The organism is Kitasatospora sp. HPM-01-4, from assembly GCF_051374625.1.
GTDB lineage: Bacteria > Actinomycetota > Actinomycetes > Streptomycetales > Streptomycetaceae > Kitasatospora.
Genome location: NZ_JBPQGP010000005.1, coordinates 6,825,440 through 6,846,822, shown reverse-complemented (window position 1 = coordinate 6,846,822; position 21,383 = coordinate 6,825,440). Strand labels below are relative to the sequence as shown.

At 73.6% G+C, this 21,383-nt stretch carries 19 protein-coding genes; 7 read left to right on the top strand and 12 right to left on the bottom strand.

Features of this window, described 5'->3' with window-relative positions; genetic code table 11:
* The first annotated feature begins 165 nt into the window (after positions 1-165).
* The gene (locus tag ACSMTC_RS30005; protein ID WP_436562857.1) at positions 166-1,518 is read left to right on the top strand and encodes a cation:dicarboxylate symporter family transporter; all 1,353 of its coding nucleotides are present in this window, start codon (positions 166-168) and stop codon (positions 1,516-1,518) included.
* A gap of 122 nt (positions 1,519-1,640) precedes the next feature.
* Here the strand turns inward: ACSMTC_RS30005 and ACSMTC_RS30000 are convergent, their stop codons facing one another.
* The 7 genes from ACSMTC_RS30000 to ACSMTC_RS29970 all read right to left on the bottom strand — a co-directional run bounded on the left by ACSMTC_RS30000 (position 1,641) and on the right by ACSMTC_RS29970 (position 9,698).
* On the bottom strand, positions 1,641-2,837 hold the full coding sequence (locus tag ACSMTC_RS30000; protein ID WP_436562856.1) for a hypothetical protein: 1,197 nt from the start codon (positions 2,835-2,837) through the stop codon (positions 1,641-1,643).
* Positions 2,838-2,959: 122 nt separating this feature from the next.
* Positions 2,960-4,288, bottom strand: coding sequence for an ABC transporter substrate-binding protein (locus ACSMTC_RS29995; RefSeq protein WP_436562855.1), 1,329 nt, complete (start codon positions 4,286-4,288; stop codon positions 2,960-2,962).
* Positions 4,289-4,477: 189 nt separating this feature from the next.
* Positions 4,478-5,083 (bottom strand): GTP-binding protein, encoded by a 606-nt coding sequence (locus tag ACSMTC_RS29990; RefSeq protein ID WP_436562854.1) that lies wholly within the window; start codon positions 5,081-5,083, stop codon positions 4,478-4,480.
* Entirely contained in the window at positions 5,064-5,393 is a 330-nt protein-coding gene (locus ACSMTC_RS29985) for a DUF742 domain-containing protein (RefSeq protein ID WP_436564848.1), read from the bottom strand. The genes ACSMTC_RS29990 and ACSMTC_RS29985 overlap by 20 nt, the downstream gene beginning before the upstream one ends.
* A gap of 200 nt (positions 5,394-5,593) precedes the next feature.
* Complete coding sequence (locus tag ACSMTC_RS29980; protein ID WP_436562853.1) at positions 5,594-6,004, bottom strand: roadblock/LC7 domain-containing protein; 411 nt, start codon at positions 6,002-6,004, stop codon at positions 5,594-5,596.
* Positions 6,001-8,805 carry a sensor histidine kinase gene (locus ACSMTC_RS29975; protein WP_436562852.1) on the bottom strand — a complete coding sequence of 935 codons (2,805 nt, stop codon included), beginning with the start codon at positions 8,803-8,805 and terminating at the stop codon, positions 6,001-6,003. The genes ACSMTC_RS29980 and ACSMTC_RS29975 overlap by 4 nt, the downstream gene beginning before the upstream one ends.
* A gap of 95 nt (positions 8,806-8,900) precedes the next feature.
* Complete coding sequence (locus ACSMTC_RS29970) at positions 8,901-9,698, bottom strand: MHYT domain-containing protein (RefSeq protein WP_436562851.1); 798 nt, start codon at positions 9,696-9,698, stop codon at positions 8,901-8,903.
* 264 nt (positions 9,699-9,962) lie between these two features.
* Between ACSMTC_RS29970 and ACSMTC_RS29965 the strand changes: the two genes are divergently transcribed.
* Complete coding sequence (locus ACSMTC_RS29965; RefSeq protein WP_436562850.1) at positions 9,963-11,048, top strand: ADP-ribosylglycohydrolase family protein; 1,086 nt, start codon at positions 9,963-9,965, stop codon at positions 11,046-11,048.
* 46 nt (positions 11,049-11,094) lie between these two features.
* Here the strand turns inward: ACSMTC_RS29965 and ACSMTC_RS29960 are convergent, their stop codons facing one another.
* Positions 11,095-12,465: a cytochrome P450 gene (locus ACSMTC_RS29960; RefSeq protein WP_436562849.1), complete on the bottom strand. Its 1,371-nt coding sequence runs from the start codon at positions 12,463-12,465 to the stop codon at positions 11,095-11,097.
* Positions 12,466-12,598: 133 nt separating this feature from the next.
* Entirely contained in the window at positions 12,599-13,669 is a 1,071-nt protein-coding gene (locus ACSMTC_RS29955) for an RNA ligase (ATP) (protein WP_436562848.1), read from the bottom strand.
* Positions 13,670-13,979: 310 nt separating this feature from the next.
* Between ACSMTC_RS29955 and modA the strand changes: the two genes are divergently transcribed.
* Genes modA through ACSMTC_RS29940 form a run of 3 tightly spaced genes read left to right on the top strand, consistent with a single transcriptional unit; the run spans position 13,980 to position 16,762 of the window.
* The gene (gene modA, locus ACSMTC_RS29950; RefSeq protein ID WP_436562847.1) at positions 13,980-14,798 is read left to right on the top strand and encodes a molybdate ABC transporter substrate-binding protein; all 819 of its coding nucleotides are present in this window, start codon (positions 13,980-13,982) and stop codon (positions 14,796-14,798) included.
* Complete coding sequence (locus tag ACSMTC_RS29945; protein WP_436562846.1) at positions 14,795-15,646, top strand: ABC transporter permease; 852 nt, start codon at positions 14,795-14,797, stop codon at positions 15,644-15,646. The genes modA and ACSMTC_RS29945 overlap by 4 nt, the downstream gene beginning before the upstream one ends.
* A gap of 51 nt (positions 15,647-15,697) precedes the next feature.
* On the top strand, positions 15,698-16,762 hold the full coding sequence (locus ACSMTC_RS29940; protein ID WP_436562845.1) for an ABC transporter ATP-binding protein: 1,065 nt from the start codon (positions 15,698-15,700) through the stop codon (positions 16,760-16,762).
* A gap of 103 nt (positions 16,763-16,865) precedes the next feature.
* Here ACSMTC_RS29940 and ACSMTC_RS29935 read toward each other — a convergent pair whose 3' ends face one another.
* Entirely contained in the window at positions 16,866-17,525 is a 660-nt protein-coding gene (locus tag ACSMTC_RS29935; RefSeq protein ID WP_436562844.1) for a response regulator, read from the bottom strand.
* Entirely contained in the window at positions 17,525-18,697 is a 1,173-nt protein-coding gene (locus tag ACSMTC_RS29930; RefSeq protein WP_436562843.1) for a sensor histidine kinase, read from the bottom strand. The genes ACSMTC_RS29935 and ACSMTC_RS29930 overlap by 1 nt, the downstream gene beginning before the upstream one ends.
* Before the next feature lie 178 nt (positions 18,698-18,875).
* Between ACSMTC_RS29930 and ACSMTC_RS29925 the strand changes: the two genes are divergently transcribed.
* Positions 18,876-19,784, top strand: a complete 909-nt coding sequence (locus ACSMTC_RS29925) for an ABC transporter ATP-binding protein (RefSeq protein ID WP_436562842.1) — start codon at positions 18,876-18,878, stop codon at positions 19,782-19,784.
* Positions 19,781-20,566 (top strand): ABC transporter permease, encoded by a 786-nt coding sequence (locus ACSMTC_RS29920; protein WP_436562841.1) that lies wholly within the window; start codon positions 19,781-19,783, stop codon positions 20,564-20,566. The genes ACSMTC_RS29925 and ACSMTC_RS29920 overlap by 4 nt, the downstream gene beginning before the upstream one ends.
* 124 nt (positions 20,567-20,690) lie before the next feature.
* Here ACSMTC_RS29920 and ACSMTC_RS29915 read toward each other — a convergent pair whose 3' ends face one another.
* Positions 20,691-21,272 (bottom strand): AMIN-like domain-containing (lipo)protein, encoded by a 582-nt coding sequence (locus ACSMTC_RS29915; RefSeq protein WP_436562840.1) that lies wholly within the window; start codon positions 21,270-21,272, stop codon positions 20,691-20,693.
* Positions 21,273-21,383: the final 111 nt, after the last annotated feature.

Sequence of the window (21,383 nt, the reverse complement as noted above, 5' to 3'; positions counted from 1 at the left end):
AGTGTGCCCCGCCCAGGCGGTGCGGACGGTATGCGTGAACTTTATGAACTTAAAGGTGACGGCCGTCACGCCCGGCGCCCATAGTCAGTACGGCCCACCACCCAGGGCCGATACGGCCCTTCCCCCCGGGGGCCGTGAGGGACGACAGGGCAAAGGAGCCCCCGCATGACGACCTCGGAAGCAGGAGCGAAGAGACCCGCCGACCGCACCCACCGGCTCTACCTCGCCGTGATCGTCGCGGTGCTCGCGGGCATAGCGGTCGGGCTGGCCGCGCCGGGCACGGCGGTGGAGCTGAAACCGATCGGCACCGGTTTCGTCAATCTGATCAAGATGATGATCAGCCCGGTGATCTTCTGCACCATCGTGCTGGGCATCGGCTCGGTCTCCAAGGCGGCCAAGGTCGGCCGGGTCGGCGGCCTGGCCCTCGGCTACTTCCTGGTGATGTCCACCGTCGCCCTGGCGATCGGCCTGGTGGTCGGCAACCTGCTCGACCCCGGATCCGGCCTGCACCTCACCAAGGCCCTGGCCAAGGCCGGCCACGCCCAGGCGGCCGGCGGCTCGGAGAGCACGGCCGACTTCCTGCTCGGCACCATCCCCACCACCGCCTTCTCCGCCCTCACCCAGGGCCAGGTGCTGCAGACCCTGCTGGTCGCGCTGCTCGCGGGCTTCGCCCTGCAGGCGATGGGCCCGGCCGGCGCACCGGTGCTGCGCGGGATCGAGCACCTGCAGAAGCTGGTCTTCCGGATCATGTCGATGATCATGTGGGTGGCGCCGGTCGGTGCCTTCGGTGCGATGGCGGCAGTGGTCGGCGCGACCGGGACCGCCGCGCTCAAGAGCCTCGCGGTCATCATGATCGGGTTCTATCTGACCTGCGTGCTGTTCGTGATCGTGGTGCTCGGCCTGATGCTGCGCCTGATCGCCGGGGTGAACGTCTTCGCCCTGCTGCGCTACCTCGGCCGGGAGTTCCTGCTCATCCTCTCCACCTCCTCCTCGGAGAGCGCGCTGCCCCGGCTGATCGCCAAGATGGAGCACCTGGGCGTCAGCCGCCCGGTGGTCGGCATCACCGTGCCCACCGGGTACTCCTTCAACCTGGACGGCACCGCGATCTACCTGACCATGTCCTCGATCTTCATCTCCGAGGCGATGGACAAGCCGATGTCGATCGGGCAGCAGCTCTCGCTGCTCGTCTTCATGGTGATCGCCAGCAAGGGCGCCGCCGGGGTCACCGGCGCCGGCCTGGCCACCCTGGCGGGCGGCCTGCAGTCGCACCGGCCGGAACTGGTCGACGGCGTCGGACTGATCGTCGGCATCGACCGGTTCATGTCCGAGGCCCGCGCGCTGACCAACTTCGCGGGCAACGCCGTGGCCACCGTCCTGATCGGGCACTGGACCAAGGAGCTGGACCGCGACCGCCTCGACCGGGTGCTGACCGGCGAGCTGCCCTTCGACGAGACCAGCCTGGCCGACTCCACCTCCGGCGCCCCGGCCGCGCCCGAGCCGGAGCCCGCCGCGGTCTGATCCGCCACCCCCTGCACCCCGGCCCGGAAGCCGCCACCCCGGCGCGGCTCCGGGCCGGGGCTTTTCCTTGCCTGAAGCCATCCCCGGACCGGAGCCGGTCCGGCTCGGAGCCGCTCCCGGGGTCAGCTCTGCACGGGGAATTCCGGTACGGGAAGGTCCAGTTCGGCACCGCTGACGGCCCAGGCCAGACCGGTCGCGGGGTCCTCGACGGCCAGGTGGACGTACCAGACCTCGTCCGCGGGCTCGCACCAGGTGAAGCAACGCAGGCGTGCGATCAGCGCGTTGACCTCGGGCACGTCGACCCCGGGCGGGCCGGCCGCGGGCACCGGGAGCCGGGGCCCACCGGTCATCGCGGAGAGTGCCCGCCACAGCGTCAGCCGCCCGTTCGCCGCTCCCAGCGCCGGACTGTCGCTGGCGGCCTGCACCAGGGCCGGATACGCGGCGCAGAACGGGATGTGGCCGCCGGTCACCCGCCGCAGGTGCGGCCGGTCCCCGCCGAGGGCGTCCCCACCGAGCGGTCGTCCGGCCGCGGACCGCCCCGCGGCCGGACGGTCGGCTCCCCGGCGGCCGGTGTCCCACAGGCCGGGGGCGAGCCGTTCCCACCCGGGCGGATCCGCCGGACGCACCGGCCGTCCCGGACGGTCCGTCGGCCGAGGTCCGGGCGCCAGCCGTGCCACCGCGTCCAGTGCGGAGCCGCGCACACACGCCACCTCCAGCCACGGCGCGAGCCCGCCCAGCAGCCGGGTGGCCGTCAGTCCGAGGGCCGGGCGGCCCGGCGGCGGCAGCTCGACCGGGCCGAGCCCCTCCCTGGTCGCGGGCAGGGGCACCAGCGCCCGGCGCGCGCCGCCGGTCGGCAGGTACTCGCGCACCCGGCCGCACTCCTCCAAGCAGGGCACCTCCCATGACTCCAGGGCCAGCGGCACGCCCTCCGGGTCGGGCTCCGCGCCGTGCGAGAGGTCCTCGCCGAGCAGCACCCGGGTGTGCGCGACCAGCCGCCGGACCGCGGGCGGGCCGAGCAGCGGGGCCAGCCGGCGCCAGGAGTGCCGGGTGGCCAGCACCTCCCACAGCGGCCCGGCGTCGTGGTCACCCGCCCCGGCGGCGGTTCCGGGGCCGCCATCCCGGTCGAAGAGCCGCGCCGCGAGCTCGGGCGGCGCCCCGTACGCGACCAGGTGCCCCAGCGGCGCCGCCTCGGCCGCCGCCACCGGCTCGTCGCACCGGGCGACGGCTGCCGCCCGGGCACACCGGTACAGGCCGAGCAGCTCCGGCCAGCGGCCCTGGTCGGCCAGGGCGCGCAGTCTGCGCTCCTCGAACGTGATCACGTTTTTCAGCGTACGTCCGGCGGACCGGCGCCACCTGACACATCGTCAGTCACGGTGCGTCGCGCGGCTCCGGCAGCCGTCCGGCGGCCGCGCGCCTGGGGCGGCGGGCTGCCGGCGCCTTCTCAGTTTGCCGGGGGCTTGCCCCCGGTCAGGACCCAGCGGACGTCGGAGAAGCCGCGCTGCTGCTCCGTCAGTCGGCCGCCCTTGACCTGCTGGAAGGTGACCCAGGTGTTCACCAGGCGAGGTGACTCCGCGCTGGGGAGCATGTCGGTCATCCCCCAGTTGAGTCTCGGGGTGGTGCCGCCGGTGTCGAAGGAGTCGCCGCTGTCCAGTTCGGCCCGCAGGGTCTTGGCGGTGAGCGGCTGCCCGGCCGCGCTGATCCGCTGGGTGGCCTGCAGGAAGACCTGGTACGCGACCCAGGTGTTCTGCACGCCGAGGTCCGAGGTGTCGATGTGCTGGTCGCCCGCCGACTGGACGGTGGCCCGCAGATCGTCCCAGACCCTGGCGCCCTCCGGCGGGTACCAGCCGACCGCGAGGCTGTCGTTGAGCGGGCTGTTCTCCCCGCCCGTGGCATCGATCACGGACTGCTGGACGCTGCCGAGCAGCGAGGCCAGCACGGTGTGCTTGGGAGCCAGCCGGCGGTACGCCTCGATCAGGGTGAGCGTCTGGTCGGGGCCGAGCGCGTTGGTCACGCAGGAGCCCGTCCGGTCGTCCCCGATCGCCTTGGCCGCCGGGCCGCTCAGGTCGGTGGTCTTCTCCGCCACCTTGATGTCGGTGAGTCTGGCCCCCGAGGGCTGGAGCGCCCCGCTCAGATAGCGGGTCAGGGTGTCCCCGGCCCTGGTGTCGGGGCGGATCAGCGCGATGTTGCGGCAGCCCGCCGCCGCCAGCTGGCGTCCGCTCCCGGCGACCAGGGTGGGCGTACCGCCGGCCACCGGGTAGGAGTCCGGACTGCTGAAGTCGGCGCCGGAGAGCCCGAATCCGCCCAGGTAGGGGATCCTGGCGTTCTCCAGCACCGGCATGAAGCTGTCGCCGTACTGGCTGTAGGAGCCGATCACGGCCAGCACATGGGCGTCCACCGCCTGCCGGGCGCAGGCGGAGGCGCCGTCCGCGGTGTTCTGCTCGTTGCAGGTGAGCACCTTCAGCCTCCGGCCGCCGAGGCCGTTCTTGAAGACGGTCTTCCCGATCGCACCGGCGATGTCCGTCACCCCGTGCCGGTCGGCCGCGCCGCTGCCGGACGAGGACCAGGTCATCACCGTGTAGTCACCACCGCCGTCGGCCCCGGCCGCCGCCGGACCGCCGCAGGCCGAGGTGGCCAGCAGTCCCGGGAACACCGCCAGCACGGCGGCCACCGCCCCGGCCCGGCGGTGCCCCCGGACGGACGGCAGCGGTCGGTCGGACGGCCGTCCGCCGTCCGGGAACTGTCCGGCCGGCGATCCGGATCGCCTCGTCATCGTCTCGTTCCTCCTGCTCTCCCGGCCGGGTGGAAGTCCGCAGCCGGGTGACCACCCAAGCCCGAGTCGCGCAAGGCCCGGGGTCATCCACGCGAACAGCAGAAGGACGCCAATGGAACACCAGGTTGTATGGCCAACTTTTCCCTCAGCGGGCCTGATGGGCCGTTCGGCGGGTCCGGCGGGGACCTCTCACCCCACCTCCGCGATCAGGCGGGCGGCGTGCACCCGGCCGGCGTGCTCGACCAGGCCGATCAGCACGTCCTTGCCCGAACTCCGCTGCCTGGCATCGCAGATGAGCACCGGCGTGTCCGCCTCCAGGTCGAGGGCGCGGGACACCTCCTCGGGCCGGAAGTCCCGGGTTCCCGCGAACCGGTTGACCGCGACCACGAACGGGATGCCCCGGTGCTCGAAGAAGTCCACCGCCGGGAAGCAGTCGGTCAGCCGGCGGGTGTCGGCCAGCACCACGGCGCCGAGCGCCCCCTGCGCCAGCTCGTCCCAGAGGAACCAGAAGCGGTCCTGCCCCGGGGTGCCGAAGAGATAGACCGACAGGCCGTCCCTGATGGTGATCCGCCCGAAGTCCATCGCCACCGTGGTGGTGGTCTTCCGCTCCACCCCGCCGAGGTCGTCGATCCCGCTGCCCGCCGCGGTCAGCTGCTCCTCGGTGCGCAGCGGGCGGATCTCGCTGACCGACCCGACCAGCGTGGTCTTGCCGACGCCGAAGCCGCCGGCCACCAGGATCTTCAAGGCGAGCACGGGGGTCTCCTGACCGGCGGTGTCAGAGAGCGCGGAGTCCATTGACGACCTCCTGGAGGATGTGCTCGTCGGGGAGCAGGGCGGGCGGCACCGGGCGGCTGACCCGGATGTACTCGGCGGTCAGCAGGTCACCCAGCAGCACCCGCACCACACCGAGCGGCAGATCGGTCTCGGCCGCGATCTCCGCGACCGACAGGGCGTTGTTCCGGCAGAGGCCCAGGATCAGGCCCGCCTCGGGGCCCACCGGCAGCTGCGTGGCGTCCTGGACGTCGCTGACCACCAGGGCGATCAGGTCGAACTCCAGCCCGGCCGGCCGGGTGCGGCCGTTGGTCATCGCGTACGGGCGGACCATCGGACCGGCCTCGTCGTCGTACCACTGCTCGGGGAGCGCGGGTGGCAAGGGCGGCGCGGGCGGCGCGGGCGGCGTCCCGGGCAGCCGGTGGCGCGGTGACTTCAACGACGGGTGGGCCCGCGGAGGGTGATCGGGCGGAAGGTAGCCGGGCGAGGGGTGACCGGGCGCGAGGCGGCCGGGCGGCGGGTAGGACATCGCGCTCACTCCGCGACCGCGCCGCGCGGCGCAGCGTACAGGTGCTCGCCGACCCGGCGGACCAGGCGGGCCATCTCGTAGGCGATCAGGCCGAGGTCGGCCTCGGCGGTGGAGAAGACTGCCAGGCAGGTACCCTCGCCCGCGGCGGCCACGAACAGGAAGCCGTGCTCCAACTCGACCATGGTCTGCCGTACTTCACCCGCCCCGAAGTGCCGTCCGGCCCCCTTGGCCAGGCTGTGGAAGCCGGAGGCGACGGCGGCGAGGTGCTCGCCGTCCTCGCGGCCGAGACCGGCGGAGGTGCCCATGGCCAGACCGTCGGCGGAGAGGATCACGGCGAATCTCACCTGCGCGACCCGGGAGACCAGTTCGTCGAGCAGCCAGTTGAGCTCTCCGGTGTGGTGGGTGGCGCCGGTCATCGAGGCCGTCCTTCCGTGCTGCCGGGGCCCGTGGGGCCTGTGGGAGTGTCGGGGGTACCGGGCCTGAGCGGGCTTCGGCCTCGCGCCCAGCCCTGCTGGAAGGCGGACATCGCGGCGCGCGCCTCCTCCGGGCTGCGGCCGATGTGGCCCTGGCCGCCGCCGGGACCACTGCCGGGGCCGCCGCCGGTCCGCGGACGCGGTGGCGCCTCGCGCAGCTGCGGGGCCAGGCTGGCCTGACGGACCCGGCGCGGGAGTTCGTCCACCGCACCGGGCTGCGCGGACACCCGCCGGGCCCGACCGGCCGGCTCGGCACGGCCCGCTTCCGCCGGGCCCGCGGCGGCTGGCGGAGTCCGGGGGGCGGAGAGTGGCCGGACGGGGGCCGGACGGGCGAGCGGGTCCGGCCCGGCCGGTGCGGGGAACCCGGACGCACGGCCGCCGTCGGTGCCGAACGGGGTCGGCCGCAGCACCCCGGGGTGGTTGCCGTTCACGCCGAACGGCCGCACGGGGCCCTCCGCACCGCTCGGCCGCGCTCCCGGCGGCGGCGGCACAGGAGTCGGTGGCGGCGGAGTCGGTGCCGCGACCGCGGACAGAGGCGTCAACTGCGGCTGAACGCCGACGAGTTCAGCGGTGAGCGACTCGACCTCGCGGTCCTCCCGCTCGGACGGATCCTCCAGCAGCCCGGTCGGCAGCAGCACCACCGCCGTGGTCCCGCCGTACGCCGAGGGCCGCAGCGCCACCCTGACCCCCTGCCGCTTCGCCAGCCGGCTCACCACGAAGAGACCGAGACGGTCGCTGTCGAAGAGGTCCACCTGCTCGGCGGCCTCGATCCGCCGGTTGGCGTCGGCGAGCGCCTCCGGGCCCATGCCCAGGCCCCGGTCCTCGATCTCCAGCGCGTACCCGTTGCCGACCTGCTCGCCCCGTATGTGCACCTTGGTGTGCGGGGGCGAGAACCCGGTGGCGTTCTCGACCAGTTCGGCGACCAGATGGGTGAGGTCGGCGACGGCCGGCCCGGCGAGCGCCACCTGCGGGAGACGGTGCACCTCGACCCTGGCGTACTCCTCCACCTCGGCGACGGCCGCGCGGACCACGTCCATCAGCGGTACGGGCCTGCGCCAGGCACGGCCGGGGGCGGCACCGGAGAGGATGATCAGACCCTCCGCATGCCGCCGCATCCGGGTGGTCAGGTGGTCGAGCCGGAACAGGTCCTCCAGTTCGGCCGGGTCCTCGGTGCGCCGCTCCATGGTGTCCAGCAGGGTGAGTTGGCGGTGCACCAGCACCTGGCTGCGCCGGGCCAGGTTGACGAAGACGCCGGAGACCCCGCTCAGCACCTCGGCCCGTTCGACCGCGGCCGTCACCGCCGCCCGCTGGACCGTGCCCAGCGCCCCGTGCACCTGGCCGATCTCGTCCGCGCCGTGCGGGCGCAGCGGTGCCTCGGTCTCGATGTCGATCTCCTCCCCCGCGCGCAACCGGCGTATGGTGGCGGGGAGTTTGCGGCCGGCGAGCTCCAGGGCGGAGTTGCGCAGGCCGATCAGTTCGGCGACCAGGCCGCTGCCGATCTGCACCGAGATCAGCAGTGAGGCGACGACGGCGACCAGTCCGAGCAGTACGGCGGCGCCGGAGGGGGTGAACAGGCCCAGCGCGTACGGGTCCGCGCGCTCGGCGGCCGCACCGCCCGCGGCGATGTCGACGGCGAGCAGCGCGCGGCCGACGTTGTCGAAGACCACGGCCCACTGGTCGGGGCTGACCGCAGCCGCGGCGGTGCGGCCGTCGGCGGCGGCGCGCACGGCGTCCTCGTAGCGGCTGAGGTCCCGGTAGTCGGTACCGGAGGAGGTGGCGGTGCCGGCCGTGACCGCACTCAGCGCACTGCGGTCGGCGGGCCGCAGATCGGCCCCGGCGGTCTGGAGGAGCAGGCGGCGGGCGTAGACGGCGTCGTCGAACCCGCGCAGCCGCGACTCCGTCAGCTCACCGGTGATCTGGCCGTTGCGCAGCAGGGCGTCCTCGCGGGCGAGCAGTTCGCGGGAGCGGGAGAACTCCAGCAGGACCCGGGCGTCCGAGGCGGCCTGGTGGTCCTGGAGCCCGGTGGTGGCGCCGATGACCTCGAAGGCCCGGTCGATGGCGGCACAGTAGTCGGCGTAGGCCTCGTCCCAGCCGACCGACTGGGCCAGCACCCGGCTGCGGAGCCTGCCGAGTGAGGCGACGGCGGCGGTGAACGCGTCCACCCGGGCGGCCGTCGCGGCGCCCAGCCCCTGGGCGTCGGCCGGGTTGTAGTGGCCGCCCAGGTCGAGCGGGGCGACGGCCCGGTCGGTGGCCTCGGCGGCGTCGCGCAGCGCGCTCTCCCTGACGATGCCGCCCGGGGCGGCCAGCAGTTGTCCGGCGGCGGAGCGTTCGGCCTGCAGGGCGGTGACGGTGGCGTCGACCGGCTCCAGCAGGGTGCGGTGGACCTGCCGCAGACTGAGCCGGTCCCAGACGTTCTGCGCGGTCGTGACGGTGGCGAACGACCAGAGCGCCATCACCGAGACCACCGGGACCATCAGCAGGGCGACGATCCTGGCGCGTACGGTGCGGGGGCGAAGCCTCGGGCCGAGCGGGCCGGCTGCCGGGCCGGTGCTACCGGAGCCCGGCGGGTGCGGATGGTGCGGCGGGTCCTGCACGGGCGGCGGGAGGGGTATGGACTCGCGGGCGGGCGGGCCCGCGTGGGCGCCCCGGCGCTGCCCGGTGCCGCCGGGGCGGACGGGGCCGCGCGCGGTGCCCGGCGTGGTGGCTGCCGCTGCGCTGCGGGGGGAGCCGCGGCGTACTCGCATGGGTGAGGGCCTTTCGGTGTGGTGCCCGGTGCTGTCCCGGTGGGCTGTCCCGGTGGGCTGTCGGGGGTGCGGTCGGCGGGGGCGCCCCGGAACCGCTAGGCGGCGTGGTCGAGTTCGGAGGTGCCGACGTCCTCCACGGTGAGTTCGCCGGCCTCCCGGTAGGCGGCGCGTTCCCGGGCGGTCGGGGAGAGCGCGACGAAGGCCGAGGTCAGGAAGAGGAAGGAGCCGAGCCCGACCGCGAGCGGGAAGACGAACTGCATCGGGGTGGCACCGCCGAGGTCGGTGCGGACGGGGTGCATGCGGACGTGGACGGCGGCCATGCCGGTGTAGTGCATGCAGGTCACCGCGATGCCCATGACCAGCGAGGCGGCCCCGGCGGCGTACACGTTGCGGATGGTGACGGCGGCCCAGAGCGCGGTGGTGGCGGCGCCGACTCCGATGAGTACGGACAGGCCCACGGTGGCGGGGTCGTAGGCGATGGCGCCGTGGATGCGGACGGCGGCCATGCCGAGGTAGTGCATGGCCGCCACACCCAGGCCGGTGGTGAGCCCGCCGAGCGCCAGGGAGCGGCTGCGGTGCCGTCCGTAGGCGACCACGAAGACCCCGGCACCGGTCACCAGGACGGCGACCAGCAGGCTGAGGACGGTGATCGGGACGTCGTAGCGCAGTTCGGTGCCACTGACGCTGAAGCCGAACATCGCGATGAAGTGCATGGTCCAGATGCCCGAGCCGAGCGCGGCGGCCGCGGTGAGCAGCCAGTTGCGCCGGGAGGCGCCGGTGGCGGCCAGCGCGCGCAGTGTGCAGCGCAGGCCGAGCGCGGCGCCCACGCACGCCATCAGGTACGCGAGGATCGGTGTGAGCCAGCCGAAGCTGAAGTGGTTCAGGGTTCCCATCGGGGCCTCCGAGGCACGGGATTCGCCGCTGACGGACGGCGAGTCATATGCCTTTCGCATAAGCGCTTTCGGTCTCGGATGCGCTGGACGCTACCCAGCGTCCACAAGTGGTCACCCGAAGATGTGAAAAGCTGCCCCTGGAGGTACGGGAGTGTGCTCGAATGGTGCGCCACCCATGCCCACCGCCCCGGGCACACCGCCGCCATCGCACCGGCGGGCACACCGCGTTACCGGAGCGCGGCCGGGCTCTGAGAAGATCGCGGCATGACCGACCTCGCACAGTTCACCGACCGGGTACGCGGCTCACTGCTCGGCGGCGCGGTGGGTGACGCCCTCGGCTGGCCCGTCGAGTTCCTCGGATTGGCGCAGATCCGGGACCGCTTCGGACCGCAGGGTGTGACCGGCTTCCCCACCGACCGGCCGATCGAGGTCACCGACGACACCCAGATGACTCTTTTCACCGCCGAGGGTTTGCTGCGCTGTCCGCCCGGCGCCCATCTCGCGCCGGTGATGTGCGAGGCCTACCAGCGCTGGATGCTGACCCAGCGGCTGCCGCAGCCCGAGGCCGCACCGGACGGCTGGCTGCTGGCCCAGCCCTTCCTGTACGCCAGCCGGGCACCCGGCAACGCCTGTCTGAGCGGACTCGCGGACCAGCGCGGGGGCTTCAAGGCCCCGGTGCCGTTCGGCGGAGAGGGTCCGGTCAACTCCGGCTCCAAGGGCTGCGGCACCGTGATGCGCTCGGCGCCGTTCGGCCTGGCCCGGTTCGGCCCGGACCTCGCCTTCGAACTGGCCGCCACCTGCGCCCAGTTGACGCACGGCCACCCCACCGGCTACCTGGCGGCCGGTGCCTTCGCGGCCCTGGTCGACCGGGTGGCCCACGGCACCGCGCTGCCGCAGGCCGTCGAGGAGACCATCGCCCAGGTCGCGGGCAAGCCCGGTGGCGCCGAGACCGCGGGCGCCCTCCGGCGCGCGACCACGGTGGCCGACGGTGCTCCGGCCACCCCCGAGGGGGTGGAGCAGGTGGGCGCCGGCTGGATCGCCGAGGAGTGCCTGGCCATCGCGGTCTACTGCGCGCTGCACGCCGCCCGGACCGGCGACCTCCGCCAGGCGCTGCTGCTCTCGGTCAACCACTCCGGCGACTCGGACTCCACCGGCTCCGTCTGCGGCAACCTGCTCGGTGCCGCCTACGGCCTGGCCGCCCTCCCGCCCGAGTGGACCGGCACGGTGGAGGGCCGGGACACCGTCCTGCGGGTCGCCGACGACCTGGTGCTCAACTTCGCCTACAACGACCGCGGTCAACTGGCCGACCGCTACCCGCTGGAGTTCCCGGCCGGCCACCGCCAGGGCTGAACCCGGCCCGGGGGCGGCTGCGGTCACCGCGCGCCCCCGGCGCCGCTCACCGCGGTGTCAGCCGCACCCGCACCGGTCCCCGGACCTCCAGCGTGACCCCCTGCCCCAGCCGCACCCCGGTGTCCACCGTCTCGATCTCGAACGCCCGCAGGAAGGCCGCCAGTCCGAGTACCGACTCCAGCATCGAGAAGTGCTGCCCGATGCAGGCCCGGGGCCCGCCGCCGAACGGGAACCAGGCGTAGCGGTGCCGGGCGGCCTCCCGCTCCGGGGTGAACCGCTCCGGGTCGAAGCGCTCCGGATCCTCCCAGTGCAGCGGGTGGCGGTGCGCCGCGTACGGGGAGACCAGTACGTCCGCGCCGGCCGGGATCACCACTCCGTCCACCACGGACTCGGCCACCGAGCGGCGCCCGAACGCGGGGGCCGCCGGGTAGAGCCGCATCGCTTCCTTGAGCACCCGGGTCAGGTACGGCAGTTCGGCGAGATCGTCGGCCTGCGGGCGGCGCCCGTCGCCGAGCAGCGCGTCCACCTCGGCCCGGGCCCGCCGCTGCTCCTCGGGGTGCAGTCCGAGCAGCTGCAGCGCGAAGGTGAGCGAGGTGGACGTGGTCTCGTGCCCGGCCAGCAGGAAGATCAGGACCTGTTCGCGCAGTTCGGCCGGGTCGAGCCGGCCGCCGTCCTCGTCGCGGGCGGCGGCGAGCAGTCCGAGCAGGTCGTCCGCCTCCTGCCCGCCGTCCTGGGCCTGCCGCCGCGCGATGATCTCGTCGCAGACCCGGTAGAGCTCCCGCTCGGCAGCCGCCGCCGCCCGGTTGCCCGGAGTCGGCCACCGGCGCGGGAGCCGGACCGGTGAGAAGCCGCGCGCGACGACGTAGTGGCCCAGCACGGGGAAGTGCCTGCGCACCACCTTGGTCGCGTCCTCCACGTCGGCGCCGAACAGGATCCTGGCCACGGTGCGCAGTGCGAAGCGCGACATCTCCTCGGCCGCGTCCACCACCCCGCCGGCCGGTCCGCCCGCCAGCTCCGTCCAGCGCTCGACCAGGGCCTCGGACTCGATTCCCATCGCGTCCGCGTAGCCGTTCACCCGGCGCGGGGTGAACAGCGGCTGCACCAGCCGGCGCTGGCGCCGGTAGTCCTCGTCCTGCGAGGTGAGCAGGCCGTTGCCGAAGCTCTCCCTGATCTCCTGGTAGATGGCGTTCTCCTTGCGGAAGTTCGCCGCCTGGGTGGCCAGTACCTGCTGGGCGCCCTCCGGCGAGGACACCAGGTAGAACTCCGCCCGCAGCCCGGGCGGACCGGCGCTGATCCGCACCACGTCGCCGTGGTTGCGGCGGGCGTCCAGATAGACCTGCAGGGTGTCACGGTTCAGGTCGAGCATTGAACCGATCAGCGGAAGTCCGGCCGGTCCTGGTGTTCGTGTCGCGGGCATGAGGGCTCTCCTGGCGAGGCGGGTGTCGGCGTCCGCCCAAGCTAACTGAGCAGGCGTCAGGAGATAAGGGGCTCAGGGGGATCGCGGGGGCGCGACTTCGATCACAGTCGCGCCCCGTCCCACCGGCCCGCGATCACTCGTACTCGGTGCCGCCCTTGCGCGTCAGATAGCCGCCGCCGACCGCCTTGACGATCGCCCGGCCGCCCAGGACCGGGCTGTACCGCTCGACCACCGGCCGGACCACCACGCCCTCCCTGGTGTGCAGTTGCCGCCCGGAGACCGTCTCCCGCCCCTCGGCCAGCTCCAGGACCCGCTGTGCGTCGAACGGACCGCGCCACAGCTCGGGCACCAACGGCAGTTCTCCCGCGAGCAGTCGGGTCGCGTCCAGCCAGTGCCGCTGACCGTCGATCTCCGCCGAGACGTCGAAGACCGCGTACCCGGGCGGCTGTTCGCTGCGGCCGGACGCCCCGTAACCGAGGTCCTGCACACCCTCGCCGAAGACCTCACCGAAGATCCCGACCCGGCTCGCCCCCAGCCGCTCGGCCAGCCGGGCGGCCGACTCCGCCACGCCGTGGGCCCGGACCGCGCGCCAGTACAGGTTGCGCCCGTCCTCCTTCAGCGCGAGCCCCTGCGCCCCGATCCCCTTGGAGGAGACCTGTACACCGCCGGTGCCGGCGTGGAAGGTGAGCAGGCAGCAACTGCCGTGCAGCTTCTCGGTGACCACCACCGGCTCACCCGGCTCGAACACCCCGGGGAAGCGCTTGAGGTTCTCGATGTCGACCCAGGGCAGCAGGTCGGGCGCCGACTCGACCTCGCCGTTCATCATGGTCGGCACCGGCGGCGCCCACTTGGTGATGCCGAGCAGTTCCGCGAAGTCCGTCCCCTGCTCGGCCGCCTGCGCCAGATCGACCCCGGCCAGGGCACGGGGGCGGCAGACGATGCCCTGCGACAGTTCGCCGCGCAGCCGCACCGCCTTGACCCGGTCGGCCTTGCCGCCGGCCAGCCGCCCGGTGAGCCCGAGCTCCTCGATCAACACCGGCGGCAGCACCGCCTGTTCCGGGATGTAGCAGGCGAAGTCCCCGGTCCGGTAAGCCCCCTTGGGCACCACCGCCCGGTAGAGGCCGATCTGCGCCAGCTCCAGGGCGTCCGCGTTCGGGTGCTCCAGGATGGTCAGGCGCTCGGCGGTGACCCGCAGTGTGGACATGGCGGTTTCGTCCTCCCGGTTCTGTGGCGGCTCGGAAAACAGCTCGTGCGGCTTGGACCGCCCGGCGACAGGGCGGCCTTATCGGAATGTCCGCGAATCGGACCGGGACCACTCTGGCGGGCGGCCGGCCTCGGGCGCCAAGGGTTTTCACGCCTGTCCGGTTTGATCCTTCGCACCTGCGGGGATTACCGAGGGTTGGGCTTGGCCTGTGCCATGAAACAGAGCTTTCTGGGGCCGCAACTGCGGCACTATGATCGCCTCACCGTATGAGCTTCCGTGCCGGCCGCGGCATGGCAGAGGGGACCACCGAATGACCACCATGCGCCGCACCGCGATCTCCGCCGTCGCCGCCCTCGCCCTCGCCGCCGGACTCAGCGCCTGCGGCAGCGGCACCTCCGGCAGCACGTCCGGCAAGGACTCCTCGTCCTCCGCCCCCTCCTCGGGTGCCAAGGTCTCCGGGACGGTCACGGTCTTCGCCGCCGCCTCGCTGCAGGGGACCTTCACCGACCTCGGCAAGAAGTTCGAGGCCGCGCACCCGGGCACCACGGTCAAGTTCAACTTCGGCGGCAGCTCGGCCCTCGCCCAGTCGATCGTCTCCGGCGCCCCGGCCGACGTCTTCGCCGCCGCCAGCCCGGCGACCATGAAGACCGTCACCGACGCCAAGGACGCCGCCGGCGATCCCGCGGTCTTCGTCCGGAACACCCTGGAGATCGCCGTCCCCAAGGGCAACCCCAAGCACATCTCCTCGCTCAAGGACCTGGCCGGCTCCGGCATGAAGGTCGCGCTGTGCGCCAAGCAGGTGCCGTGCGGCTCGGCGGCCCTGACCGCGCTCAAGGCGGGCGGCGTCGACCTCACCCCGGTCACCCTCGAGCAGGACGTCAAGGCCGCGCTCACCAAGGTCGAGCTCGGCGAGGTGGACGCCTCGCTGGTCTACCGCACCGATGTCCGGGCCGACGCCGGAAAGATCGACGGGGTGGACTTCCCCGAGGCCGCCAAGGCCGTGAACGACTACCCGATCGCCGCCCTCGCCAAGGCCCCCAACGCCGGCGGCGCGGCCGCCTTCGTCGCCTACGTCCAGTCCGCCGAGGCCAAGCAGGTGCTCACCGCGGCGGGCTTCCAGGCGCCGTGAGCACCACCCCGCCCACCGCCTCCGGGCCCGGCGCGGCCGGCGCCGCACGGACCCGGGCGCGGCGGCACTCCGCACGTGTCCCGTACGCCCTGCTGCTGCCCGCGCTGCTCGGGCTCGCCTTCCTGGTGCTGCCGCTGGCCGGGCTGCTCGTCCGCGCGCCGTGGAGCTCGCTGCCGAGCCAGCTCTCCAGCACCGAGGTCTGGGAGGCGCTGCGGCTCTCGCTGATCTGCGCCACCGCGGCGACCGCCCTGTCCCTGCTGGTCGGTGTACCGCTGGCCTGGCTGCTGGCCCGTACCGACTTCCCCGGCCGGCGGTTCGTCCGGGCGCTGGTCACCCTGCCACTGGTACTGCCGCCGGTGGTCGGCGGTGTCGCCCTGCTGCTGGTCCTCGGACGCAACGGCATCGTCGGCCGCTGGCTCGACGCGGCCTTCGGGATCACCCTGCCGTTCCACACCTCGGGCGTGGTGCTGGCGGAGGCCTTCGTCGCGATGCCCTTCCTGGTGATCAGCGTCGAGGGCGCACTGCGTGCCGCGGACCCCCGCTACGAGGAGGCCGCCGCCACCCTGGGCGCCTCCCGGCTCACCGCCTTCCGCCGGGTCACCCTGCCGCTGATCGCACCCGGGATCGCGGCGGGCGCGGTGCTCGCCTGGGCCCGGGCCCTGGGTGAGTTCGGCGCCACCATCACCTTCGCGGGCAACTTCCCGGGCCAGACCCAGACCATGCCGCTCGCGGTCTACCTGGCCATGGAGTCCGACCCGGAAGCCGCCATCGCCCTCAGCCTGGTCCTGCTCGCCGTGTCGATCACCGTCCTCGCGGGGCTCCGCGACCGCTGGATGTCCTCGCCCTAGCCTCTGGCAGCCCCTGGCCGAGAACCCGCACCCCCGCGAGAGAGCAAGCCCATGACCCCCTCCCCCGCCCTCGACGCCCACCTTCGGATCGACCGCGGCACCTTCCGCCTGGACATGCCGCTGACCGCGGCCCCGGGCGAGGTCCTCGCCCTGCTCGGACCCAACGGCGCGGGCAAGTCCACCGCCCTGCGCGCCCTCGCCGGGCTGCTCCCCCTCACCGAGGGCCATCTGCGGCTCGACGGCTCCGTCCTGGAGGACCCGGCCACCGGCCTGCACACCCCGGCCGAGTCCCGCCCGGTCGGCGTGGTCTTCCAGGACTACCTGCTCTTCCCGCACCTGAGCGCCCTGGACAACATCGCCTTCGGCCTGCGCTGCCGGGGCGCCGACCGGAAGACCTCCCGTGCCCAGGCCAGGCCCTGGCTGGAGCGGCTGGGCCTGGCGGAGCACGGCGACAGCAGGCCCCGGGCACTCTCCGGCGGCCAGGCCCAGCGGGTCGCACTCGCCCGCGCCCTGGCCGTCCGGCCCCGACTGCTGCTGCTGGACGAACCGCTCGCCGCACTGGACGCCCGCACCCGGCTGGAGGTACGGGCCGAACTGCGCCGCCACCTCGCCGAGTTCGAGGCGGTCGCGGTGCTGGTCACCCACGATCCGCTGGACGCGATGGTGCTGGCCGACCGGCTGGTGGTGATCGAGGGCGGCCGAGTGGTGCAGACCGGGACGCCGTCCGAGATCGCCCGCCATCCGCGCACCGACTACATCGCCCGCCTGGTCGGCCTCAACCTCTACCAGGGCACGGCCGACGGGCACACCGTCACCCTCCCCGGCGGCGAGAAGCTGGCCACCACCGAGGAGTTGACCGGACCGGCGTTCGTCGCCTTCCCGCCCACGGCCGTCACCCTGCACCGCACCCGCCCGCAGTCCAGTGCCCGGAACGTCTGGCAGCTGGAGGTGGCCGGCCTCGACCTGCACGGCGACCAGGTCCGGGTCGACCTCACCGGTGAACTCCCGCTCACCGCCGACCTCACCCCGGCCGCCGCCACCGAACTCGACCTGGCCCCGGGCACCCGGGTCTGGGCCGCCGTCAAGGCCGCCCAGACCCACGCCTACCCGGCCTGAAGGGCCGGGCCAGGGACACGGGGAACGGCGCGGCCGGCCGGGCGTCTTCGCGGCGGTACCCGAACCCGTACCGCCCCCGGCGGTCCCGCCGCACGGCACGGCCCTACCCCGCCGGCACGAACCCCGACTCGTACGCCGCGATCACCGCCTGGGTACGGTCCCGCGCCCCCAACTTGCCGAGCACGCTGCTGACATGCGTCTTGACCGTCTGCAGCCCCAGGAAGAGCTGCTCGGCGATCTCCCGGTTGGAGAGCCCACGGGCCATCAGCCGCAGCACCTCGGCCTCCCGTTCGGTGAGCGCCGCCCGCACCACGGCCTCCCGGGCCTCCCGGTTGCCGTGCCCGGCGGCCAGCCGCCGGATCGCGGCGGGGAACAGCAGCGACTCCCCCGCCGCGACCAGCCGTACCGCCTGTGCGATCTCGGCCGGGCGGGTCCGCTTGAGCAGGAAGCCGTCCGCGCCGGCGCGCAGCGACTCGTAGACGTAGTCGTCGTTCTCGAAGGTCGTCACGACCAGGATCTTCGGCGCCGCACCACCGGACTGCTCGGCGGACCTGAGGATCGCCCTGGTCGCGGTGAGGCCGTCCACCTCGGGCATCCGGACGTCCATCAGCACCACGTCCGGCCGCAGCGAGCGGACCAGCGCCAGCGCCTGGGCCCCGTCCTCCGCCTCGCCGACCACCGTCAGCCCGTCCTGGGCGTCCAGCACGGCGCGCAGACCTGCCCGGACCAGTTCCTCGTCGTCCACCAGCAGAATCCTGATCATCACAGGCCCAAGCGTAGGGGCAGCCGGACCCGCAGCACCCACTCGGAACCCTCGAGACCGGCCACCGCCTCGCCGCCCAGCAGGGCGGCCCGCTCCCGGACCCCGCGCAGGCCCTTCCCGCCACCGCGTCGGCCGCCCGCGGCAAGGGAGTTGGCACAGTGCAGCGCGAGCATGCCGTCCGCCAGCTCGGCCCGGACGGTGATCGGCGCGCCGGGTGCGTGCTTCAGCGCGTTGGTGACGCCCTCCTGGACGATCCGGTACGCCTCCCGGGAGAGCACGCCGGGCAGCTGCCGGGCCTGGACCTCGATGGCCGCCTCGACCGGGCTGCCGGCCGCCCGGGCGGTGTCGAACAGGCCTGGTGCCTGGTCGAGTCCAGGGCGTTCGGCGGCGCTCGCGCCGGGTTCGGGAGCCTCGCGCAGCACGACCAGAGTCCGTTCCAGGTCCTCCATGGCACGCCGCCCGGTCTCCTCGATCACCGCGAGCGCCTTGTCCAGGAAGGCCGGATCGGCCACCTCGCGGGCGGCGCCCGCCTGGAGGATCGTCACGGTCAGCGCATGGCCGATCGAGTCGTGCAGCTCGCGGGCCAGCCGGTTGCGCTCCAGCAGCTGTTCCGCCCGCAGCTCCGCCTCGGCCAGCCGCTCCGCGGGTGAGGGGCCGAGCAGTGCCACGGCGAGGGCGAGTTGCAGCCGTCCGAGCAGCACCACCGCCCAGAGCAGCGCGAACAGCACCGGCAGCGCGAGGACCACCCGCCAGAGCGGACCGCCCGGAGGCCGGAAGCCGAACCCGCGTCCGCCGCCGAGCAGGAGCAGCGTCCGCACCGTCAGCACCCCGGTTGCGGTGCCGAGCGCGACGCGGGCGATCAGCCAGAGCGCCGTCCGCCGCCGGTCCGCCCAGCTGCGGGAGTAGGCCACACCGATGTCCTCCTCCCGCTGCGGCATCAGCAGGATCCGCGCCTGCAGGCCCTCGACGTGCCGCATCGCGGGTACCAGCGCCACGGCACCGAGCAGCACGGAGTCCACCACCGAACCGGCCGTCAGCATCCGGGCCGTGGAGACTCCCACGGTTCCGGGGTAGATCATCACCATCACCCCGGCGAACACCACGCCGAGCAGCAGGTGCAGCCACCTGGTGTAGGTCGCGGCCTGGAACAGGGGCGAGAAGATCTTCGACACTCCGTCATCGTGCCAGTCCGGCGCGGGTGACCGCCTCCCTCCCTGGAGGGAGGCCGGTCCACTCCCGCGCGGGAGGTGCCGGGCCGCCCGGGCCTGTTGACTCGGATCACCGGGCCCGCCGGGCACACCGACCGGGCCCGCCGGGCAGATCGGGAACTCAGATCCAGGGGAGGCCGCCGTGATCGACGTACAGGCGCTCAGCAAGTCCTACGGCGAAACCGCAGCCGTCAGCGAGCTCAGCTTCCGGGTGGAGCCCGGCCGGGTCACGGGGTTCCTCGGGCCGAACGGCGCCGGCAAGTCCACCACCATGCGCATGATCCTCGGCCTCGACCGTCCCACCTCGGGCCGGGCCCTGGTCAACGGCCGTCCGTACGGGGAGTTGACGCTGCCGCTGTTCCAGGTCGGCGCACTGCTCGACGCCCAGGCCGTACACGGCGGGCGGACCGCCCGGGGCCACCTGCGCTGGCTCGCCCACAGCAACGGAATCGGCGACCGCCGGGTCGACGAGGTGCTCGCCCGGGTCGGCCTCGCCGAGGCCGCCCGGAAGCGGGTCAAGGGCTACTCGCTCGGCATGCGCCAGCGGCTCGGCGTGGCCGCCGCCCTGCTCGGCGACCCGGGCATCCTGCTGCTGGACGAGCCGGTCAACGGGCTGGACCCCGAAGGCATCCGCTGGATCCGCGACCTGCTCCGCTCGCTCGCCGGGGAGGGCCGTGCCGTGCTGGTCTCCTCGCACCTGATGGCCGAGATGGCACTGACGGCGGACCACCTGGTGGTGATCGGCCGCGGCCGGCTGCTCGCCGACGAGAGCACCGACGCCTTCCTCGACCGGCACGGCCGCACCCGGGTGCGGATCCGCGCGGTGGACCCGGCGAAACTGGACGCCCTGATCCACGACTCCGGCCTGGACGCCGAACGCACCGCCGACGGTGCCTGGGAGGTCACCGGCACCGGTCCCGAGCAACTCGGCGCACTGGCCGCCGCGCACGGGGTGGCGCTCTACGAACTGGCCCTACGACAGGACTCGTTGGAGGAGGCCTTCATGCGGATGACGTCGGACTCCGTCGAGTACCGGGCGGTGGCGGCATGAGCACCGTCCTCCCGGCCACCGTTCTCCCGGCCACCGTGCACCGCTCGCCCGTATCCCTCGCGCTGCGGGCCGAGTTGAGCAAGCTCACCACGCTGCGCTCCCAGTGGGCCACCCCGCTGCTCTCGGTCCTGCTCACCGTCGGCGTGACCTACGGCACCACCGCGGCCCTGGGCAGGGCCGAGCCCAACTTCGTCCGCGACCCGAGCGTGGGCGTCTTCTACGGCCTCAACTTCGGGCAGGTGGCGCTGGTCTGCTTCGGCATCCTGCTGATCGGCCAGGAGTACCACAGTGGCACGATCCGCGGCTCGCTCACCGCCGTGCCCCGGCGCGGCCTGCTGTACGGGGCCAAGCTGGGCCTGGGTGCCCTGGTCGGGCTGGCCGTCGGGGTACTCGGCACGGCGGGCGCCTTCCTCTCCTACCAGAGCACCATCGGGCTGGACCGGGACACCCCGGGGCTCGCGCGCAGCGCGGTGGCGGGCGTGCTCTACCCGCCGCTGCTGGTGGTGCTCTGCCTCGGCCTGACCACCGTGCTGCGCAACCTCACCGCCGCGATGGGCTTGCTCACACCGGCCGTCTTCCTGGGCTCCCCGCTGCTCAGCGGCGTGCCCGTGGTCCGCGAACTGGTCCAGTTCCTCCCCGACCGCGCCGGTACGTACGCCCTGCGCAACCTGGACGACCCGCACATCCACTACGGCCACTGGACCGGCCTCGCCCTGATGGCCGCCTGGTCCGCGGCCGCGGCCTACGGCGGCTGGCGGTCACTGCGCCGCCAGGACGTCTGACCGGGCCGGTTCGAACGCGCCTGCCGCGCCGCCGTGTTCCGGCACCGGATCGTCAGGACGGACGGGCGTCCTGACGATCCGTCTGCCGTACCGCGCCGCTGGGGCGCGCCGCACGGGCGGCCCGTCAGCCGGCGGTGCCCCAGTCGTGCGCGACGTCCACGACCACCCGGTTGTCCAACTGGAAGACCCGGAACGGGAGGCGGGCCCGCACCCCGAGCCCCAGCTGGGTGTAGCCCTCGTGGCTGCCGGCGAACCGGGCGTCCGTGAAGGTGCGGTAGCCCGTGAGGTCGACCCCGGGCAGGGGCTGCCCGGCCTGGCCCGGGTAACTCGGCTTACCGGCACCGAAGTCCATGGTGGACGCCGTGACGACGATCTCCAGGACGGCCCCTCCGCTGACCGGTATCGGCGTACCGGAGGCCTGCTGGAGCAACTCGTCGACGTACCGGACCTGGTAGCCGATCCGGTTGGCGTCGGACACCCCCGGCACGTCGAGGACCATCCGGTCGTAGCAGGGGTTCTGCCCGGTCCGGACGTTCACCAACTGGTTGGAGGTGAAGGTCCGGTCGCTCTTCGGCAGGCTGCCCCAGTCGGTCGCGCACTGGCTGGCCGCCGCCGGCCGGGTGGCCGCCGAGGCCGTGGCCGGCACTACCGCGGTCCCTGCCGCCGCGAGGGCGAGCACTGCCGGCACCGTGATCCAACGTCGCATGTCTCAGTCTCCTGGGTGGTTGTGGACAGCCATCTGCTAGAGAAGAGATACGAGCACGGACGAGCGCCGGTTGCACGCATCGGCGAAATATTTGACGTCGCGTCAGCCAGC

What these genes read in the sequence shown, in the direction of transcription:
- ACSMTC_RS30005 (WP_436562857.1), top strand. Translation starts at nt 166, where the DNA reads ATGACGACCTCGGAAGCAGGAGCGAAGAGACCCGCCGACCGCACCCAC.
- ACSMTC_RS29995 (WP_436562855.1), bottom strand. Translation starts at nt 4,288, where the DNA reads ATGACGAGGCGATCCGGATCGCCGGCCGGACAGTTCCCGGACGGCGGA.
- ACSMTC_RS29990 (WP_436562854.1), bottom strand. Translation starts at nt 5,083, where the DNA reads ATGGACTCCGCGCTCTCTGACACCGCCGGTCAGGAGACCCCCGTGCTC.
- ACSMTC_RS29985 (WP_436564848.1), bottom strand. Translation starts at nt 5,393, where the DNA reads ATGGTCCGCCCGTACGCGATGACCAACGGCCGCACCCGGCCGGCCGGG.
- ACSMTC_RS29980 (WP_436562853.1), bottom strand. Translation starts at nt 6,004, where the DNA reads ATGACCGGCGCCACCCACCACACCGGAGAGCTCAACTGGCTGCTCGAC.
- ACSMTC_RS29975 (WP_436562852.1), bottom strand. Translation starts at nt 8,805, where the DNA reads ATGCGAGTACGCCGCGGCTCCCCCCGCAGCGCAGCGGCAGCCACCACG.
- ACSMTC_RS29970 (WP_436562851.1), bottom strand. Translation starts at nt 9,698, where the DNA reads ATGGGAACCCTGAACCACTTCAGCTTCGGCTGGCTCACACCGATCCTC.
- ACSMTC_RS29965 (WP_436562850.1), top strand. Translation starts at nt 9,963, where the DNA reads ATGACCGACCTCGCACAGTTCACCGACCGGGTACGCGGCTCACTGCTC.
- ACSMTC_RS29960 (WP_436562849.1), bottom strand. Translation starts at nt 12,465, where the DNA reads ATGCCCGCGACACGAACACCAGGACCGGCCGGACTTCCGCTGATCGGT.
- ACSMTC_RS29955 (WP_436562848.1), bottom strand. Translation starts at nt 13,669, where the DNA reads ATGTCCACACTGCGGGTCACCGCCGAGCGCCTGACCATCCTGGAGCAC.
- modA (WP_436562847.1), top strand. Translation starts at nt 13,980, where the DNA reads ATGACCACCATGCGCCGCACCGCGATCTCCGCCGTCGCCGCCCTCGCC.
- ACSMTC_RS29940 (WP_436562845.1), top strand. Translation starts at nt 15,698, where the DNA reads ATGACCCCCTCCCCCGCCCTCGACGCCCACCTTCGGATCGACCGCGGC.
- ACSMTC_RS29935 (WP_436562844.1), bottom strand. Translation starts at nt 17,525, where the DNA reads ATGATCAGGATTCTGCTGGTGGACGACGAGGAACTGGTCCGGGCAGGT.
- ACSMTC_RS29920 (WP_436562841.1), top strand. Translation starts at nt 19,781, where the DNA reads ATGAGCACCGTCCTCCCGGCCACCGTTCTCCCGGCCACCGTGCACCGC.
- ACSMTC_RS29915 (WP_436562840.1), bottom strand. Translation starts at nt 21,272, where the DNA reads ATGCGACGTTGGATCACGGTGCCGGCAGTGCTCGCCCTCGCGGCGGCA.